The organism is Agromyces sp. NPDC057865, from assembly GCF_042796995.1.
Classification (GTDB): domain Bacteria; phylum Actinomycetota; class Actinomycetes; order Actinomycetales; family Microbacteriaceae; genus Agromyces.
Genome location: NZ_JBHVMJ010000007.1, coordinates 1 through 18,176, shown reverse-complemented (window position 1 = coordinate 18,176; position 18,176 = coordinate 1). Strand labels below are relative to the sequence as shown.

Here is an 18,176-nt window from a genome sequence, read left to right as displayed (position 1 = left end):
AGGCGCTCAACAGGTCACGTCGCCCGGCGGCACCACGCCGTCGACGAGGTACGACTCCACCGTGGCATCCACGCACGCGTTGCCCTTGTTGTAGGCCGTATGGCCGTCGCCGTTGCGGGTCACGAGGATGCCGCTCTCGAGCTGCGTCGCGACCGCCACCGCCCACGCGTACGGCGTCGACGGGTCGTTGGTCGTGCCGAGCACGAGGATGGGCGCGGCGCCGGGCGCCGCGATCGCGGCCCGCGGCTGCTCGGCGTGGTACGGCCAGGACAGGCACGACAGGTCGCCGAACGTCAGGTAGATGCCGAGGTACGGCGCGACGGTGTTGAGCTCGCGCGCCTGCTCCTTCATCTGCGCGACGTTGTTCTGGTACTCGAAGTCGAGGCAGTTGACGGCCCGCAGCGCCTCCATCTGGTTGGTCGCGTACGCCCCGTCGGCCGTGCGCCCGTAGTAGCCGTCGACGACGGCGAGCGCGGTGTCCGCCTGCATGGCGAGCACGGTCGCGAACACCGAGTCCAGCACCGGCCACGTGGTCGCGTTGTAGAGCGGCGCGGCGATCGCGATCACGAGCGTCTCGGCCGTCAGCACGCGACCGTCGCTGGACGGGATCGGGTTCTTCCTGACCGCGTCGAGGATGCCCCGCACCGCCGCCATCGCGTCGTCGACGGTGCCCTGGAAGTACGGGCAGGTCCCACCCGGCATGCACGAGGCGAAGTACGAGCGGAGCGACGCCTCGATCCCCTGCGCCTGCGCGAGGGTCATCGCCGCGTGCCCGATGCCCGGGTCGATCGCGCCGTCGAGCACCATCCGGCCCACGCGATCGGGGAACGCCCCGGCGTACACCGTGCCGAGGTACGCGCCGTAGGAGTACCCGAGGTAGTCCAGCTGCTCCTCGCCGAGCGCCGCGCGCAGCATGTCGAGATCGCGGGCGGTGCTCAGCGTGTCGACGTTCGCGAGCAGCGGTCCGGTCTTCGCGAGGCAGGCCTGGCCGAACTTGTGGGTGAGGTCGTTCTGCGTCGTGATCCACTCGTCGGAGCCGCGCGAGCCGCGCGGATTGCCGTAGAGCAGCTTGTCGAGGTCCGCGGGCCCGAAGCACGAGACGGCCGTCGACCGGCCGACCCCGCGCGGATCGAAGCCCACGATGTCGTACCGGTCCTGCAGCGCCTCCGTCGCCGTCACGTCGATCGCGCGGGCAACGGCGTCGAATCCGGATGCCCCGGGGCCCCCCGGGTTCACGAGCAGCGTGCCCGCCTTCTCGGTGCGCGCGGGCTGGCGGATCAGCGCGAGCTCGATCTCGCCGGCTCCCGGGTCGTCCCAGTCGAGCGGCGCGATCGCCGTGGCGCACTGGAACTCCTCGCACGCGTCCCAGGCGATCACCTGCCCGTAGAACGGCTCCAGTGCGGCCTCGACGTCCTCGCCGGTCGGGGTCGACTCGTCGACCACCGGGAAGAACAACGACAGGCCGCATCCGCTCACGCCCACGCTCATCGCGATCGCGAATGCCACGGCGAGCGCGACGCCCCCCTTCCGCGCCCCCATCATGGCCCCCAGTATCGCCGGGCACCCGCCGTCGCGAATGCCCCTCGTTCGGGGGGTCATGATTTCCTCGGCGTGCTGTCCCCCCGTAGCGGCCCGGAATGACGCGGATCTTGCCGCGAGGAGCGCGCCCTGTACCCCGAATCGGGGGTGTCAATCCCATTGCCGCCCCCCGGTGGCCGCGGGATACTCGACACGTTGTGGCAGGGGGATCCGCGACCCTACGGCGGGCTGCCACGCGTGAGGGGGCGCAGTCGAGTGAGAGCGTTCGTGCTCGGGATCGACATCGGCACGAGTTATACGGCCGCGGCCATCGGCCGACGAGGCAACGACGGGTCGATCGCCTACGAGGCGCTGGAGCTCGGCACCCGGAAGGCCGCCGTGCCGACGGTGGTGTACCTCGGCGAGGACGGCGGCGTCGTCGTCGGCGAGCCCGCAGAGCGGCGGGCGATCGACCATCCCGACCGGGTGGTCCGCGAGTTCAAGCGGCGGATCGGCGACGAGACGCCGATCATCGTCGGCGACCTCGGTGTCGCGCCCGAGGACCTCTTCGCGGTGCTCGCGCAATGGGTCGTCGAGCGTGCCGAGGAGCACGAGGGCGGCGCGCCCGACGTGATCGCGGTCTCCCACCCCGCCTCGTGGGGCGAGCACCGGGTCGGCCTGGTCCAGGAGGCCCTCGCGGGCGTCGGCCTCGCCGGCGTCGTGCTCGTGAGCGAGCCCGAGGCCGCCGGGCTGCACTACCTCGCGCACGAGAAGGTCGACGACGGGGCGGCGGTCGCGGTGTACGACCTCGGCGGCGGCACGTTCGACGTGGCGCTCCTGCGCAAGCGCGAGGACGACGCGTTCGCCCTGATGGGCACTCCGACGGGCATCGAGCGCCTGGGCGGCGCCGACTTCGACCAGCGGATCTTCGAGCACGTGCGGGAGCTCGCTCCCGGCGTCTTCGCCGACGTCGACGAGACGGCGCCCGACGGCGCCCTCGCGCTCGCCCACGTGCGCCGCGAGTGCACCGACGCCAAGGAGGCCCTGTCGTTCGACGCCGAGACCGTGGTGCCCGTGCTGCTGCCGAACGGCCAGGCGCGGGTCCGCCTCGTGCGCTCGGAGTTCGAGCAGATGATCGACGGCTCGCTGCGGTCCACGGTGGCGACGCTGCGGGCGGCCATCGCCGACGCGGGCCTCGAGCCCGAGGACGTCAGCGCCGTGCTGCTCATCGGCGGCTCCTCCCGGATCCCCGCCGTCGCACAGCTCCTCTCCGCCGAGCTCGAGCTCCCCGTCGCGGTCGACGCCGACCCGAAGGCCTCGATCAGCCTCGGCGCCGCGGTAGCTGCCGCGAGGCTGCTCGAGCCCGACGCATCCGTCGTCGCGGCCGCCGCGCCCGCGGCCTCCGCCGAGGCCGCCGCGGCCGACGCCGCGCAACCGGCGGTTCCCATCGCCGCAGGCCCGGACACCGAGTCGCATGGCCTGTCGATCGGCCTCCGCGCGGTCATCCTGGCCGGCGTCGCCGCGGCCCTCCTGGCCGTCCTCATCCCGATCACGCCGCTCGCCGCCGGGGACAAGGACGAGCAGGGCGGCGAGCCCGGCGGCTCCGGCGAGCCGAGCGACGGCGCCCCCGCCGGCCGGTACGTCTTCGGCTCGGCCGTGCCACTCGCCGCGGTCGGCGGAAGCACCGACGACGGCGCCGACGGCACGGATACCGCGCCCGACGCCGATCCGGCGGCACCGCGACGAGCGGTCTCCCAGGCCGACAGCGCGACGCCGGCGACGCCGTCGAGCGGCAGCCCCGCCACGGGCGGGTCGTCGTCGCAGGACGACCTCTCCCCCGCAGGTTCCGGCTCCACGGATCCCGCACCGACCCCTCAGCCCGACCCGACCACGCCGCCCAGCCCCTCACCCGAGCCGACGCCGGAGCCGTCCCCCGATCCGACGCCGCAGCCGACCCCCGACCCCTCACCCGAGCCCTCCCCCGACCCGTCGCCCGCACCCGTCGCCGACCCGTCGCCGGAGCCCCAGCCCGCGCCCGACCCCGCGCCGGAGCCCCCGCCCGCGCCCGAGCCGGCGCCGTGACGGGGCCGTCCTCGCAGGACGCCCGCGGCCCGGCCGCGAACGACGCCGCGGTGGAGGCCGACGCCCTCGCGCGCCGCATCGTGGGCGGGGCGCATCCGGTACACGTCGGCATCACGGGTCCCGGCGGCACCGGCAAGACGGCGCTGCTCGGCGACCTGGCCGCGACGCTCCGCGCGCACGGGCTCCACGTGGTCGACGACGTCGAGTCCGCCGAGGTGCTCGAGCCGACCGAGCGCGTGGCGTTCCTCATCGATGACGCGCACGACCTCGAGGATGATGAGCTTGGGCGCCTGCGCGGCCTCGTCCGCGACGCCGGCCCGCACGTCGTCGTCGCATTCCGTCCCTGGCCGCGGTCCGCGGCGATGACGAAGCTCGCCGACCGGCTCGGCAAGCGCGGCACGGTGCTCGCGCTGCATCCGATGAGCTCGTCGCAGATCCGCCGGCGCCGTGCCGAGCTCCTCGGCACGGCGCCGACGGCCGACACGGCGTCCCGCATCCTCGAGCTCACTCGCGGGAACCCACGACTCGTCGACCTCGCACTGGGCGCGGGCGCCGATGACGATGAGACCGGTGGCGCCGTCCTCCCGGGCGGGGTGCTCGAGCCGCTGCGCGAGGAGCTGGACGGGCTCGTCGCCGAGCTGCACGAGTACCTGACCGCCCTGGCCGTGGGCTTCTCGCTGGCGGGGCCGGCGTTCGCCACGGCGCCCCGCTTCGCGGAGGCCGACCTTCGAGCCCTCGCCGCCGCCGCGCGGGCGAGCGGGCTCGCCTCGCCCGACGGATCCCTCGTCCCGTTGGTGCAGGCGGTGATCCTGCAAGGCACGCCGCCGCACGAGCTGTGGACGCTGCGGCGCGAGCTGGTCGACGCCATCGAGGCGGCGGGAGCGCCGCTCGGCGAGGCGGCGCTCGACCTGGCCCACCAGGACTTCCGCGACCCTCGGGTGCAGGACGCGCTGCGGGTGCAAGCCGATGAGCTGCTCGACGTCGATCCCCACGCCGCCCGCGAGCGCTACGTCGCGCTCGTCGACCTCGGCGCGCAGGTGCGTCCGCTCGCCGGACGGCTCGCCGCGGCGGCGTGGGCGGTCGGCGACGTCGGCGAGGCCGAACGCCTGGTCGACCTCGGGCTCGGCGGCGATGAGCCCGCCGATGTCGCCCGCACCGTCGCCGTCGCCGCCGCGACCTGGGCGCGCAAGGGCATGCTCGAACGCAGCGCCGACGTGTGCCGCACGCTCGCGGCCGCCGACGGGTCCATCGCGCCGCTCGCGACGATCTGCCTCGCCGGCGTCGGCGACGTGGCGGGGGCCCGTGCGGCGCTGTCGTACGCACCCACCGTCGAGTACCCGACGTCGGGCCAGGTGGCGCTGCAGCTCACGGCCGACGGCATCCTCGACGCGCTCGAGGGCTCCTCCGACCCGGCGCTCGCCTCCCTCCTGCAGGCGTCGAGCCTCCTGAACGACTCCGGAGCTGCCGGTCCGCTCCCCGAGGTCCCCGCCGTGCTCGCCGCTCAGGTCGCCCTCAACGCCGGGCAGCTCGACCTGGCCGGCGACGTGCTGCAGGCCGCGATCGACGCGTCGCAGGGCGGCCCGGCCTTCCACGCGCGGCTCCGCCTCATGCAGGCGTTCGTCGCCCTGCGCGCCGATCGTCCCGTCCGTGCGCGCGACCACCTCGAGTCGGCGATGTCGACCCCGGTGCCGCTCGGCCTGCGCGACGAGGTGCTCGCGCACGCCGTGCGCATCGGGCTCGCCCGTCGCACCGACGACCTCGCCGCGCTCCTGCGCGGCTGGGCGGCCGCGCGCGAGGCGATCGCCAGGATGCCGATCGATCTCTGCGCCCTGCCGGCGCTGGCCGAACTCTCGGTCGCCGCCGCCCGCCTGCACGAGACGCACCTGCTCGACTCGCAGGTCGCGGCGGGGTGGGACCTCCTGGGACGCGCCGGCCGGCCGGCGTGCTGGTCGGCCAGCCTGCACTGGGCGGCCATCGAAGCAGCCATCCTGCGCAATGACCCCGAGTCGGTCGAGCGGCATGCGAGGGCACTGACGGATGCCGCGCCGGGGAACCGGACCGCCCAGCACCTCGCCCGGGCCGGCCGGACCTGGGCGGCGGCGATCGCCGGTCACGTGGTCGTCGAGACCGTGGAGGCGGCCGTGCGCGACCTCGCCGCCGCGGGCTACCCATGGGATGCGAGCCGGCTCGCGGGCCATGCGGCCGGGCGAGCATCTGAGCACCGGGACACCCTGCAGCTGCTCGCCCTCGCGCGCAGCCTGCACCCCGACGAGGAGCGATCGGACGCCGGCGGTGAGCCCGACGCCGGCGGAGGCGCCGCCCAGCGAGACGACGGCCTGCTGAGCGCGCGCGAGCGCGAGGTGGCGCGACTCGTGCTCGAGGGCCGGACCTACGCGGAGATCGGGACCGCGATCTTCATCTCGCCGCGGACCGCGGAGCACCACATCGCGCGCATCCGCCGCCGCCTCGGCGTCACGACCCGCTCGGAGCTGCTCGCGCGACTGCGCGTGGAGCTGGAGGAGGATCCCGGGCAGTAGCGCGATCCGGACCGGCGCCGGCGGGCGTGTCCCCCGTTCCGCATGCCCATCGCACCTGATCCCGTGCGTTCCGGATGCCGGGTCCCCCATCATGTCCCCCGGAATCCCCTAACGCCCCGCGCCGAAACCCCCATCGGCGCGCGACGACGTTGGGGGGCGCGACCCGATGCCGAGACGGATCCCGCGCGACAGGCTTGCTCGTGGGGGCCGGCGCTGGTGTCGGTCACGGAACCTGAACCTCGATGAGGAGGGGAACACACCATGACGAACATCACGACGGCATTGCTGGACTTCCTGATGGACCTGCTGAAGAGCCCGCAGGCCGGCGCGGACTTCGCGGCGGACCCTGACGGCGCGCTCCAGAGCGCCGGACTGCAGGGCATCTGCGCGGCGGACGTCGACGCGGTCCTGCCGGTCGCGCTCGACTTCTCGCCGGTCGGCAACCGCGAGTACGACACGGGCGGCAACGTCAGCGTCGCCGGTGGCGGCGGCGGTGGCGGCGGCGGCTGGTCCGGCGGCGGCGGCGGTGGTGGCTGGAGCGGGGGCTCCGGCGGTCACAGCGACGGCGGTGGCGGCGGCTGGTCCGGCGGTCACAGCGAGGGCGGCGGCGGCGGTGGCGGCGATTACGCCGCAGCCAAGGCGAAGCTGGTCAGCGTCGTCAACAACTACTCGTACATCGACGACCGCGACGTCATCCAGGACCAGTCGGTCAACCAGAACATCTGGGCGAACGGCGACGTGACCCAGTCGTTCGAGAACGAGGCCAACAACATGGGCGATGGCAACATCGTCGCCGGCGGCAGCGTCGCGGTGGGCAACACCGAGTACGACCTCGACGTGGACATCGACGACTCGTTCAACGACGACCACTCGACCGACATCGACATCGAGGACTCGCTCAACGACAACTCCGACAACTCGACGGACAACTCGACGAACGTCGTCATCGAGGACTCCTTCCAGGACAACTCGGTCGAGATCGAGGACTCCTTCCAGGACAACTCGACCGACGTCGACATCGAGGACTCCTTCCAGGACAACTCGGTGGACGTCGACGTGGACATCGAGGACTCCTTCCAGGACAACTCGGTCAACGACTCGATCGTCGACTCGCTGAACGACAACAACGTCGCCGTCGACTCGTTCAACGGCAACGTCGTCGACTCGCTGAACGACAACAACGTCGCCGTCGACTCGTTCGACGACAACGTCGTGGTCAACGACTCGCTGAACGACAACAACGTCGCCGTCGACTCGTTCGACGACAACGTCGAGGTCGACGTCGACGTGGAGGACTCGTTCCAGGTGAACGACAACTTCAGCCCCGACACCGACATCGAGGACTCGTTCCAGGCGAACGACAACTTCAGCGACAACAACGTCGAGACGGGCCCCGGCGACCAGGTCGCCGACAACGAGGTCGACGTGGAGCTGTGACGTCCTGATCACACGGGTCGGCCCGGTGCGGAGCATTCCGCGCCGGGCCGACTTCACTGCGTTTCTGATTGAATCATAGGAACTCGAAGGGGAGGCATCGGGTGCAGCAGCTGATCGAACTCGTGGACCAGGGCATCGCCCTGGCCGGCAGCGGTGATCGGGCCGACCTGCGGCGACGACTGGAGCAGACGAAGGAGCGGCTCCTCGATCCGAGCGTGCGGGTCATCGTCGTCGGCGAGTTCAAGCAGGGCAAGAGCCAGCTGATCAACGCCCTCGTGAACGCGCCCGTGTGCCCGGTCGACGACGACATCGCGACCGCCGTGCCCACGAGCGTCCGGCACGGCGAGACGTCGGCCGCGTGGGTCGTGCCCCAGCGATCCGACGGCGGTCCGTTCGACGCGGACGGTCGGCCGCAACGCGTCCCGGTGCCGATCGGCGACCTCCCGCGCTACGTCTCCGAGCGCGCGAAGACGGGCTCGGACCCCGACGTCCAGGCTGCGGAGGTCGAGCTGCCGCGCAAGCTGCTGCGCGGCGGGCTGACGCTCATCGACTCCCCCGGCGTCGGCGGTCTCAACTCCGCGCACGCGCTCACCACGCTCGCCGCGCTCCCGTCGACCCACGCGATGCTCTTCGTCTCCGACGCCTCGCAGGAGTACACCGAGCCCGAGATCCAGTTCCTCCGGCACGCCATGCGGATCTGCCCCAACGTCGCCTGCGTGCTCACCAAGGTGGACATGTACCCGCAGTGGCGACAGGTCGAGGAGCTCGACCGCGCGCACCTCGCGGCCATCGACCCCGGCATCCGGCTGTTCCCCGTCTCGTCGAACCTCCGCCTCGCCGCGATGAAGGCCGAGGATGCCGAGCTGAACGCGGAGTCCGGTTTCGCGGACCTGACGACGTACCTGCGCCGCGACGTCGTCGGCCAGGCCGAGCTCCTGCAGCGCCGCTCCACGGCGGTCGACCTGGTCTCCACGACCGAGCACCTCCGGCTGTCGATCGACTCCGAGATGAGCGCGCTCGTCACTCCCGAGAAGACGCCCGAGATCATCGCCGAGCTCGAGGCGACCAAGGGCCGCGCCGACGAGCTCCGGCGCAACTCGTCGCGCTGGCAGATCACCCTCAACGACGGCGCCACCGATCTCATCTCCGACATGGAGCACGACCTGCGCGACCGGATGCGGCAGATCCAGCGCGAGGCCGAGGACGCCATCGACGAGGGCGACCCCGGGCCCGTCTGGGAGCAGATCGTGGAGTGGTTCGAGCAGCGCGTCTCCTCGGCCGTGACCGACACGTTCGTGTGGACGCAGGAGCGCGCGCAGTGGCTCTCGGCCAAGGTGGCGAGGCACTTCACCGAGGACGAGATCTCACTGCCCACGATCCACGTCGACGACACCCGCGACGTGCTCGATCCCGTCGGCGAGATGGCCACGCTCGAGTCCGGCCGCCTCGGTGCGATGCAGAAGTTCTACATCGGGCTGAAGGGCTCCTACGGCGGCGTGCTCATGGTGGGCATCATCACCGGCATCGTCGGCATGTCGATCATCAACCCGCTCTCCCTGGCCGCGGGCGCGGTGATCGGCCGCAAGGCGTACAAGGACGACACGGCCGCCAGGCTGCTCCGTCGCCGCACCGAGGCGAAGGCGCTCATCCGGCGGCAGGTCGACGACGTCGTCTTCCAGGTCGGCAAGCAGCTGAAGGACCGCCTCCGCCTGGTGCAGCGGATCACCCGCGACCACTTCACCACCATCGCCGACGAGCACCACCGCTCGCTCGCCGACTCGGTACTCGCCGCGCAGAAGGCCGCCTCGATGTACGCCAACGAGCGCGACCGCCGGGTCACGGAGCTCAAGCGGGACCTGCAGCGCGTCGACGCGCTGTACGCCCGTGCGCGTGCCATCGAGACGGCCGCGGCCGCCGCCCAGGCCGGATCGGGTGGACCGGCGCCCGCCGGCCGTGTCGGCGCCGCCGCGGCATCCGCCGGCTCGTCGACCCGGTCGACGATCGAGGTCGGGCGGGCGTGACCGCGGGGCTCCTCGAGCAGACCAGCGCGCTGCTGGATGCCGCGGCCGACGAGTATCGCGACGACCCCGCGGCGCTCGCCCAGCTCGACGAGCACGCCATGCGCCTGCGAGAGCCGCTTCGCGTCGCGATCGCGGGCATGGTCAAGGCGGGCAAGTCGACGCTGCTGAACGCGATCATCGGTGAGGAGATCGCACCGACGGATGCCGCGGAGTGCACCAAGGTCGTCGTCTGGTACCGCCACGGCGCGACGCCCCGCATCACCATGCACCTGCGATCGGGCGCCGAGCGCACCCTGCCCGTGCGACGGGTCGAGGGCCGCCTGCAGATCGACCTCGACGGGACGCCGCACGCCGACATCGAGCGGATCGTCGTCGAGTGGCCGTCGCGGCGCCTCGAGGAGGTCACGCTCATCGACACCCCGGGCATCGCATCGCTCTCGACCGAGATCTCGGCGCGGTCGGCGGCCTTCCTCACGCCGAAGGAGTCCCCGCCCGAGGCCGACGCGATCGTGTACCTGATGCGCCACCTGCACTCGGCCGACCTCGGGTTCCTCTCGGCGTTCCACGACACGACGGTCGGGCGCTCGCGCACGGTCAACGCGATGGCCGTGCTCTCGCGCGCCGACGAGATCGGCGCCGGACGCATCGACGCGCTGCTCTCCGCGCGGACGATCGCCGAGCGCTACCGCACCGACGGCGCGCTGCGCTCCCTCGCGCTCGACGTCGTGCCGATCGCGGGGCTCGTCGCCCAGTCCGCCCGCACCCTGCGCGAGCACGAGTTCGAGGCGCTGCGCGAGCTCGCCCGGCTGGGCCGCGACGCGCGCGAGCGCATGCTGGTGTCGGTCGACCGGTTCGTGCGCGCCGATGCGGGCATCGACGTGAGCCCCGACGCGCGGCGCAACCTGCTCGATCGCTTCGGAATGTTCGGCATCCGCATGTCGACGGTCGCGATCCGGTCGGGATGCGACGACTCGACCGAGCTCGCCGACGAGCTCTACCGGCGCAGCGGCCTCGAGGAGCTCGTGCGGCTCGTCGGCGACCAGTTCCGCTCGCGCGCCGACGTGCTGAAGTCGCGCACCGCCCTCGCCGCCCTCGGCGCCCTCGTGCGCGACCGGCCGCGCGAGGCGGGATCGCGTCTCCCCGCCGCGATCGAGCGGCTCGAGTCGAACGCGCACGAGCTCCGCGAGCTCGCCCTCCTCTCCACGGCCCGTACGACGGGCCTCGACCTGCCGCCCGAGGAGTCCGCCGAGGCCGAGCGGCTCATCGGCGGCGCGGGGACCGCTCCCGAGCGGCGCCTCGGACTGCCCGACGATGCCGGCGCCGACGACGTGCGGACGGCCGCCGCGACCGCGCTGCAGCGATGGCGCGCCCTGTCGGGCAGCCCGCTGCTCGATCGTGCCGCGGCCGAGGCCTGCGACGTCGTGACCCGCTCGTGCGAGGCGCTCGTGGTCGCGACGGCGCCGGCCTCAGTCGAGCGTCGCCAGCTGCGCCTCGTCCTTCATCCGGAACCACCGGTGGGCGGAGGGGGCGAGTGAGCACACCCACGCGGCGAACGCGACCACGAACCCCGCGACGAGCAGGAGCTCCACAGGTACCGCCACGGCGCCGACCGCGAGGAACGCCGACCCCATGAGCACGACCGCGGCGTGCAGCACGAGCACGATGAGCTGCAGCCACCTGGCCCCGCCCCGCCGATTCATCACGAAGGCGAGCAGCGCCGCCTCGACGGCCACGACGATGGCGAGTCCGGCGAGGCTCGCCCAGTAGACGAGGTTGACGAGCGAGTCGACCTCCGACTCGTCGTAGGTCGGCGAGAGCCGCCCGATGAGCTCGGTCAGCTCGGTCGTGACGGCCTCATGCGAGAGGAAGGCCACGAGCACGCCGAACGCGCTGAGCACGAAGCTGAGCAGCCAGAGCGAGCGCGAGGTGCGGATCGACCGCGGCGGCGGAACGGGGCGCAACACCGGCGGGCGGGTCTGGTCGGACATGACCGGCCGCGCGGGCGGCGGCACCGAGTCGGGGTCGTCGTCGGGCACGAGCGGCCGATAGCGCGGGTCGTCGGGGTCGGTCTCCCGCGGGGCTCCCGCCGCGTCCGCCTCGTCCGCCGCGTCGCCCGCCGCGTCGAGCGGCGCGTCGTCGTCGCCCGCGAGGTCGTGCTCAGGATGCCTCGATGCGCCGTCCCCCATGGACCTGTCCCCCATGTGCGCCAGCCTACGGCAGCGCGGGCATCGTCACGCGGAGGCGTCGCCGACCGGGTCGGCCGGTCCCGTGAGCCGCACGGCCAGGGAGTCCACGAGCGTCGCGATCGCGTCGTCGGATGCCCATCTCGCGGCCAGTCGCTGCAGCACGGCGTCGAGCTCGGCGCGCGTGAGACCGCCGACGAGCTCCAGTCGCACGACGAGCTCGGGTCCGGCGAGCCGTGCGCCGGGGTCCCCGGCGGACAGTTCGACGCCGAGCACGGCCAACTCCGTGCCGATCGATCGCTCGAACGCCTCACGTACCGCGTCGGACTCGAACGACGGCGTCCACGCCTGCGACTGCGCGACGGCCCAGACGGCCGGCCGCCGCAGCACGAACTCGCCCGCGGAGCCCGGGTCGAGCACCACGAGGTCGGTGCCGTCGTCGGCTGCGGCGAGCGCAACCCGGACGCCGTCGGCCGGGACCGGACGTGCGACGGGGTTCCAGGCCGACATCGCGTCGACGGAGGCGAAGACCGGGAGGACGCGGCGACCGTCGGGACCCTCGACCGTGACGATCGAGAGCTCCTGGCTCTTGTCGACGGCGAGGCCGTGCGCCCCCACCTCCGCGCCGCCGTCACCGAGGTCTGCGAGGAGCGGGATCAGCAGGCGCGCGGGGCCGAATGCGGCGACGACCTCGGCCTGTCCGCCCTCGCCCGCGCGGAAGCGCCGGACCGCGGCGGCGAGCGCCTCGGGCGCGCGTCCATCGTCGGCGGCGTGCGGATTGGGCTGGAACGATCGCCCGGCCCATGGCACGCCGGCGGAGTCGGTCGCGGCCGCGTCGTGGTGGGCGGCGTGGTCGCCATGGGCGGCGGATGCGGCATCCGCTCGCCCGTCGACCGGATCAGCGGCCGGCGACATCCAGGGCCTCGGCCAGCGTGAACGCGCCCGCGTAGAGCGCCTTGCCGACGATCGCGCCCTCGAGGCCGAGCGGCACGAGCTCGCGCAGTGCGGCGATGTCATCGAGGCTCGAGACGCCGCCCGACGCGACCAGCGGGCGGTGCGTGCGGTCCATGATCTGGCGGAGCAGGTCGAGGTTCGGGCCCTGCAGCGTGCCGTCCTTCGTGACGTCGGTCACGACGTAGCGCGCGGCGCCGGCCTCCTCGAGGCGGTCCATGACCTGCCAGAGGTCGCCGCCGTCCTTCGTCCAGCCGCGGGCCGCGAGGGTCGTGCCGCGCACGTCGAGGCCGACGGCGATGGCCTCGCCGTACTGCGCGATGACGGACGCCGCCCACTCGGGGTTCTCGAGCGCCGCGGTGCCGAGGTTGATGCGCTTCGCGCCGATCTCGAGCGCGTGCTCGAGCGACGCGTCGTCGCGGATGCCGCCCGACAGCTCGACGTTCACGCCGCGCACCTGGCGGATGACCTTCTTCAGGATGCCGGCGTTGGAGCCGCGGCCGAAGGCGGCGTCGAGGTCGACGAGGTGGATCCACTCGGCCCCCTGGTCGGCCCAGTCGGCGGCCGCGTCGACCGGGTCGCCGTAGTTCGTCTCGGTGCCGGCCTCGCCCTTCGTCAGGCGGACGGCCTTGCCGCCCGCGACGTCGACTGCCGGAAGCAGCACGAGACGGGGCGTCTTGCTGAACTCACTCATCACTGTCCTCGTATCGGTGGCTGTGAAGCACCACAGCGGCACAGTCACAGCATCCTAGTCGTGTCGAACGCAGGCGGCCTGCGGATGACGCCCGGTGCCGATTCCCGAGCCGGCCGCAGGTTCAGCCGAGTGTCCCCAGCCAGTTCGCGAGCAGCCGGATGCCGGCGTCGGAGGACTTCTCGGGGTGGAACTGCGTCGCCGAGAGCGGCCCGTTCTCGACCGCCGCGAGGAACGGTCCGCCGTGCTCCGACCAGGTGAGCCTCGGCTGCGGGAACGGCGGGATCACGTCGAGCAGCCACTCCTGCGCGGCGTACGAGTGCACGAAGTAGAACCGCTCGTCCTCGATGCCGTCGAACAGCGCGCTGCCGACGTCGGGCTGCACGGTGTTCCAGCCCATGTGCGGCAGCACGGGCGACGGGAGCTCGGTCACGACGCCGGGCCACTCGCCCAGTCCCTCGGTGTCGACGCCGCGCTCGACGCCGCGGTCGAAGAGGACCTGCATGCCGACGCAGATGCCGAGCACCGGTCGTCCGCCGGCGAGCCGGCGGTCGATGACCTCGTCGCCGCGGACCGCCCGGAGCTGGTCCATGACGGCCTTGAACGCGCCCACGCCCGGGACGACGAGCCCGTCGGCCTCCATGGCGGCGGTGCGGTCGGCCGTGACCTGCACCTCGGCGCCGGCGCGCTCGAGCGCCTTCGCGGCGGAGTGGATGTTGCCCGAGCCGTAGTCGAGCAGCACCACGCGGCGCGTGGCGGTCACAGGGCGCCCTTCGTCGACGGGATGCCGCTGACGAGCGGGTCGAGGGCCTTCGCCTGGCGGAACGCGCGGGCGAACGCCTTGAACTCGGCCTCCGCGATGTGGTGCGGGTCGCGTCCACCGAGCACAGTGACGTGCACGGTGAGGCCGGCGTGGAAGGCGATCGCCTCGAAGACGTGGCGCACCATGGAACCCGTGAAGTGGCCGCCGATGAGGTGGAACTCGAACCCGGCGGGCTCCCCCGTGTGCACGAGGAACGGGCGCCCCGAGATGTCCACCACGGCCTGCGCGAGCGCCTCGTCGAGCGGCACGAGCGCGTCGCCGTAGCGCGAGATGCCGCGCTTGTCGCCGAGCGCCTCGCGGATCGCCTGGCCGAGCACGATGCCGACGTCCTCGACGGTGTGGTGCACGTCGATCTCGATGTCGCCACGTGCGCGCACGGTGAGGTCGGTGAGCGAGTGCTTCGCGAACGCGGTGAGCAGGTGGTCGTAGAACGGCACCGAGGTCTCGATGTCGCTGATGCCCGAGCCGTCGAGGTTCAGCGACAGGTCGATGCTGGACTCGCTCGTCTCGCGCTGCACGCGTGCGGTGCGCGGGGCGCCGGCAGTGGTCATGTGGTCATCCTATTCGGGCACCCTCGGCGCTCGTCGGGGCGCCGAGGCGCCGGTCGTGGTTCAGGAACCCGCGGCGGCGGGTGCGAAGACGGCGATCGCCTCGAGGAAGGCGCTCGTCTCCGCCTCCGTGCCGGCGGTCACGCGCAGGCATCCGGTAAGGCCGATCTCGCGGATCAGGATGCCGCGGTCGAGCAGCGCCTGGAACACCGCGTGCGGGTCGTCGACCCCGCCGAAGAGCACGAAGTTCGACCCGCTGCGGTAGGGGTGGAAGCCGAGCCGGGCCAGCTCGGTGGAGATCCGCTCGCGCTGCGCGCGGATCTCGCCGACCATGGCGAGCATCTCGTCGGAGTGCGCGAGGGCGCCGAGGGCCGCCGCCTGGGTGAGCGCCGAGAGGTGGTACGGCAGGCGCACCAGGCGGAGCGCGTCGATGATCGCGGGATCGGCCGCGAGGTAGCCGACCCGCGCGCCGGCGAAGGCGAACGCCTTGCTCATGGTGCGCGACACGAGGAGGCGCGGCCGGCCCTCGAGCAGCGTGAGCGCACTCGGCGTGCCGGGATCGGCGAACTCGATGTACGCCTCGTCGACCACGACGATGCCGCGCGCGGCATCCGCCACCGCGATGATCGTCTCGAGCGACAGGGGCGTGCCCGTGGGGTTGTTCGGCGCGCAGAGCAGCACGACGTCGGGGTCGTGCTCGCGTACGGCGGCCACGGCCGTCTCGGGCGAGAGCTCGAACTCGTCGTCGCGCTCGGCCGTGATCCACTCGGTGCCGGTGCCCGAGGCGAGCAGCCCGTACATGGAGTACGTCGGCGCGAAGCCGAGCGCGCTGCGACCCGGTCCGCCGAAGGCCTGCAGGATGTGCTGGAGCACCTCGTTCGAGCCGTTCGCCGCCCAGATGCGGTCGATGTCGAGCCCGTGACCGAGGTAGTCGGCGAGGGCGCGACGAAGCGCGGTGAACTCACGGTCGGGGTACCGGTTGAGGCTGAGGATCGCCGCCGCCACGCGAGCCACGATGTCGTGCGCGACGTCCTCGGGAATGGGATGCGTGTTCTCGTTGACGTTGAGCGCGACCGGGACGGACTTCTGGGGCGCACCGTAGGGCGTGCGGCCGCGGAGGTCGTCGCGGATGGGCAGGTCGTCGAGGCTCGTCACCAGTCCATGCTAGCCACGGGCGCGGGCGCGCCCCGCGGCCGTGACGTCATGGGACGACTGGGAGCGCGAGCCGCTGTCCGGGCTCCACCACGGCGTCGTCGAGCCCGTTGAGGCGGATGATCTCGTCGATCAGGACGCGAGGGTCGCCATCGGGCGCGAGCGACTCGGCGATGGCCCAGAGCGAGTCGCCCTGGCCGATGGTGACGTACTCGAACGAGGAGGCGGGCGCCGACGAACCGCCCTCGGCCGCGGCGCCGCCCGAACCGAGGACGGTGACGAGGGCCCAGACCACGAGCGGCAGCGAGGCGAGCGCAGTGAAGACGATGCGTCCGCGCCGCGTCAGCCGGAGCCGAGTCGCGGTGCGCGGTGCGGACTCCACCGTCATGGTGCGGGTCGGTACGATCGCTGCGCTCATCTCACACCTCCTGGACGAGTCGCACCCGGCCCTCGGCCGGGAGGGCCGGATGCGAAGCTCTGTTCCGAATATATCTTCGAATGTTCGAAGCTGCAAGCATCCGATTCGCTGGAATGCGGCCGCGGATTCCGCGACACACTCGAACGAATGTTTGCCGCACCGACATCAGCCGGATACAGTTTCGAATGTTCGACCACAGTCGATCAGAGACCACCGACATCCGGTCGCGAAGGGCCGAAACGAGGGGCGGAGACCGTGAGCACCGACATCGACGACGTGCGGGAGCAGGGCCGGGCGCGCCGCCGCAAGAGCCTCAGCGCCAAGCAGGTCGCCATCCTCGAGGCCATCCAGCGCTCGGTGTCGAGTCGCGGCTACCCGCCGAGCATGCGCGAGATCGGCGACGCGGTCGGCCTCTCGTCCCTCTCGAGCGTGACGCACCAGCTCAACCAGCTCGAGCTGGCCGGTTACCTGCGCCGCGACCCCAACCGGCCCCGCGCCCTCGAGGTGCTCATCGAGCTGCCCGGCTCCGCCGATCGCGCACCCTCCGCCGGCGAGCCGGTGCCCGTCGGCGACGCCGCGATGGTCCCGCTCGTGGGTCGCATCGCCGCCGGCATCCCCATCACGGCCGAGCAGCAGATCGACGAGGTCTTCCCGCTCCCCCGCCAGCTCGTCGGCAAGGGCGAGCTGTTCATCCTCAAGGTCGTCGGCGACTCGATGATCGACGCGGCCATCTGCGACGGCGACTGGGTCGTCGTGCGCTCCCAGCGCACCGCCGAGAACGGCGAGATCGTCGCGGCCATGCTCGACGGCGAGGCCACGGTCAAGGTGTTCCGCCAGCGCGACGGCCACACGTGGCTGCTCCCCCGCAACAGCGCGTTCGAGCCGATCCTCGGCGACCACGCCGAGGTGCTCGGCAAGGTCGTGGCGGTCCTCCGCGCCGTCTAGGCGACGACCGCCAAGGCCGGCTGGGGCTGCGCCTTCGCGACCCCGCGGAGCCAGTCGACGACGGTGTCCATGAAGCCGGCGTGATCGTCGCGGAACACGGTGTGGCCCGTGCCCTCCATGGTCTCGACGGTCATGCCCTGCCGGCGCAGCTGCGCCGCGACGCGCTCCGTGATGAGCAGGCTCTTCTCGGCGAGCACGACGAGGCTCGGCGCGACGAGGCGCGCCGGCGGCACGAGCGGTCGAGTGTCGGCGAAGCCGAGGATGGTACGCCGGTCCCAGTCCCGCAGCGTCGCGAGCTCGATGTCGACGTCGGCCGCGCTCCACTTCGGGTTCATTCGCACGAGCGCCGAGCGCTTCGGTCGCGGTGCGACGGCGAAGAACGCCTTGAACGCCCAGCCGCGGATGCCGGTCGGGAACGAGAACGCCGGGTCGATGTAGATCGCGGCCCGCGGCGCCATCCGGTCGGCGACGAGGCTGGCCACGAGGCCCCCGAGCGAGTGGCCCATGACCACGTCGGGCGGCCCGTCGATGAGGGGCGTGAGGGTCTCGACGACGTCGTCGGCCCAGGCGGCGGGCGAGTACCGGCTGGCGCGCGGGCTGCGGCCGTGCCCGGCCAGGTCGACGGCGAGCACGCGGAACCCGTGCTCGCGGAGCTCGGCGGTCACGCGGTGCCAGGCTCGCGAATCCGACATGATGCCGTGGATGAGCACGGCGGTCTTCGAGCCGCTGCCGGATTCGTTCACCGCGAGACGCATGGGCCGACCGTACGCGATCCACCTGTGCGATCGCCCGACGGCAGCCGAGGGGTTGCCACATGCCCGGCCATGTGCGTGCGACGACGAGGGGCGGATGCCGCGAGCCCGCGGCATC

At 72.7% G+C, this 18,176-nt stretch carries 15 protein-coding genes; 6 read left to right on the top strand and 9 right to left on the bottom strand.

The window, feature by feature from the left end; all coding sequences use genetic code 11:
- Positions 1–6: 6 nt before the first annotated feature.
- Positions 7–1,542: an alpha/beta hydrolase gene (locus ACFVN5_RS19420; RefSeq protein WP_376957514.1), complete on the bottom strand. Its 1,536-nt coding sequence runs from the start codon at positions 1,540–1,542 to the stop codon at positions 7–9.
- 252 nt (positions 1,543–1,794) lie between these two features.
- On the opposite strand from ACFVN5_RS19420, the gene ACFVN5_RS19415 reads away from it, so the two are divergent.
- The 5 genes from ACFVN5_RS19415 to ACFVN5_RS19395 all read left to right on the top strand — a co-directional run bounded on the left by ACFVN5_RS19415 (position 1,795) and on the right by ACFVN5_RS19395 (position 11,130).
- Positions 1,795–3,600 (top strand): Hsp70 family protein, encoded by a 1,806-nt coding sequence (locus ACFVN5_RS19415; protein ID WP_376957512.1) that lies wholly within the window; start codon positions 1,795–1,797, stop codon positions 3,598–3,600.
- Positions 3,597–6,137, top strand: coding sequence for a LuxR C-terminal-related transcriptional regulator (locus ACFVN5_RS19410; RefSeq protein WP_376957511.1), 2,541 nt, complete (start codon positions 3,597–3,599; stop codon positions 6,135–6,137). Before ACFVN5_RS19415 ends, ACFVN5_RS19410 begins: the two co-directional genes overlap by 4 nt.
- Before the next feature lie 261 nt (positions 6,138–6,398).
- Positions 6,399–7,574: an IniB N-terminal domain-containing protein gene (locus tag ACFVN5_RS19405; protein WP_376957509.1), complete on the top strand. Its 1,176-nt coding sequence runs from the start codon at positions 6,399–6,401 to the stop codon at positions 7,572–7,574.
- 101 nt (positions 7,575–7,675) lie between these two features.
- Positions 7,676–9,595, top strand: a complete 1,920-nt coding sequence (locus ACFVN5_RS19400; protein WP_376957507.1) for a dynamin family protein — start codon at positions 7,676–7,678, stop codon at positions 9,593–9,595.
- Positions 9,592–11,130 (top strand): dynamin family protein, encoded by a 1,539-nt coding sequence (locus ACFVN5_RS19395; protein WP_376957505.1) that lies wholly within the window; start codon positions 9,592–9,594, stop codon positions 11,128–11,130. The genes ACFVN5_RS19400 and ACFVN5_RS19395 overlap by 4 nt, the downstream gene beginning before the upstream one ends.
- Here the strand turns inward: ACFVN5_RS19395 and ACFVN5_RS19390 are convergent.
- From ACFVN5_RS19390 to ACFVN5_RS19360, 7 genes are all read right to left on the bottom strand, one after another.
- On the bottom strand, positions 11,062–11,796 hold the full coding sequence (locus ACFVN5_RS19390) for a hypothetical protein (RefSeq protein WP_376957503.1): 735 nt from the start codon (positions 11,794–11,796) through the stop codon (positions 11,062–11,064). The two genes, ACFVN5_RS19395 and ACFVN5_RS19390, sit on opposite strands and share 69 nt — an antisense overlap.
- 30 nt (positions 11,797–11,826) lie before the next feature.
- A complete protein-coding gene (locus ACFVN5_RS19385; RefSeq protein ID WP_376957501.1) occupies positions 11,827–12,693 on the bottom strand; it encodes an SseB family protein in 867 nt (288 codons plus the stop codon).
- Positions 12,677–13,423, bottom strand: a complete 747-nt coding sequence (gene priA, locus ACFVN5_RS19380; RefSeq protein WP_376957499.1) for a bifunctional 1-(5-phosphoribosyl)-5-((5-phosphoribosylamino)methylideneamino)imidazole-4-carboxamide isomerase/phosphoribosylanthranilate isomerase PriA — start codon at positions 13,421–13,423, stop codon at positions 12,677–12,679. Before priA ends, ACFVN5_RS19385 begins: the two co-directional genes overlap by 17 nt.
- 121 nt (positions 13,424–13,544) lie before the next feature.
- A complete protein-coding gene (gene hisH, locus ACFVN5_RS19375; protein ID WP_376957497.1) occupies positions 13,545–14,183 on the bottom strand; it encodes an imidazole glycerol phosphate synthase subunit HisH in 639 nt (212 codons plus the stop codon).
- On the bottom strand, positions 14,180–14,794 hold the full coding sequence (gene hisB, locus ACFVN5_RS19370; RefSeq protein WP_376957495.1) for an imidazoleglycerol-phosphate dehydratase HisB: 615 nt from the start codon (positions 14,792–14,794) through the stop codon (positions 14,180–14,182). Before hisB ends, hisH begins: the two co-directional genes overlap by 4 nt.
- 60 nt (positions 14,795–14,854) lie before the next feature.
- The gene (locus ACFVN5_RS19365; RefSeq protein WP_376957493.1) at positions 14,855–15,946 is read right to left on the bottom strand and encodes a histidinol-phosphate transaminase; all 1,092 of its coding nucleotides are present in this window, start codon (positions 15,944–15,946) and stop codon (positions 14,855–14,857) included.
- A gap of 46 nt (positions 15,947–15,992) precedes the next feature.
- Entirely contained in the window at positions 15,993–16,361 is a 369-nt protein-coding gene (locus tag ACFVN5_RS19360; protein ID WP_376957491.1) for a LysM peptidoglycan-binding domain-containing protein, read from the bottom strand.
- 267 nt (positions 16,362–16,628) lie between these two features.
- On the opposite strand from ACFVN5_RS19360, the gene lexA reads away from it, so the two are divergent.
- The gene (lexA, locus tag ACFVN5_RS19355; protein ID WP_376957558.1) at positions 16,629–17,306 is read left to right on the top strand and encodes a transcriptional repressor LexA; all 678 of its coding nucleotides are present in this window, start codon (positions 16,629–16,631) and stop codon (positions 17,304–17,306) included.
- Here lexA and ACFVN5_RS19350 read toward each other — a convergent pair.
- Positions 17,303–18,061, bottom strand: coding sequence for an alpha/beta fold hydrolase (locus ACFVN5_RS19350; protein ID WP_376957489.1), 759 nt, complete (start codon positions 18,059–18,061; stop codon positions 17,303–17,305). The genes lexA and ACFVN5_RS19350 overlap by 4 nt on opposite strands.
- Between the last annotated feature and the right edge of the window lie 115 nt (positions 18,062–18,176).

Excerpts from the sequence above, each read along its gene's own strand:
- ACFVN5_RS19385 (WP_376957501.1), bottom strand. The coding sequence starts at position 12,693 with ATGTCGCCGGCCGCTGATCCGGTCGACGGGCGAGCGGATGCCGCATCC.
- ACFVN5_RS19390 (WP_376957503.1), bottom strand. The coding sequence starts at position 11,796 with ATGGGGGACAGGTCCATGGGGGACGGCGCATCGAGGCATCCTGAGCAC.
- ACFVN5_RS19420 (WP_376957514.1), bottom strand. The coding sequence starts at position 1,542 with ATGATGGGGGCGCGGAAGGGGGGCGTCGCGCTCGCCGTGGCATTCGCG.
- ACFVN5_RS19405 (WP_376957509.1), top strand. The coding sequence starts at position 6,399 with ATGACGAACATCACGACGGCATTGCTGGACTTCCTGATGGACCTGCTG.
- priA (WP_376957499.1), bottom strand. The coding sequence starts at position 13,423 with ATGAGTGAGTTCAGCAAGACGCCCCGTCTCGTGCTGCTTCCGGCAGTC.
- hisB (WP_376957495.1), bottom strand. The coding sequence starts at position 14,794 with ATGACCACTGCCGGCGCCCCGCGCACCGCACGCGTGCAGCGCGAGACG.
- ACFVN5_RS19360 (WP_376957491.1), bottom strand. The coding sequence starts at position 16,361 with ATGAGCGCAGCGATCGTACCGACCCGCACCATGACGGTGGAGTCCGCA.
- ACFVN5_RS19350 (WP_376957489.1), bottom strand. The coding sequence starts at position 18,061 with ATGCGTCTCGCGGTGAACGAATCCGGCAGCGGCTCGAAGACCGCCGTG.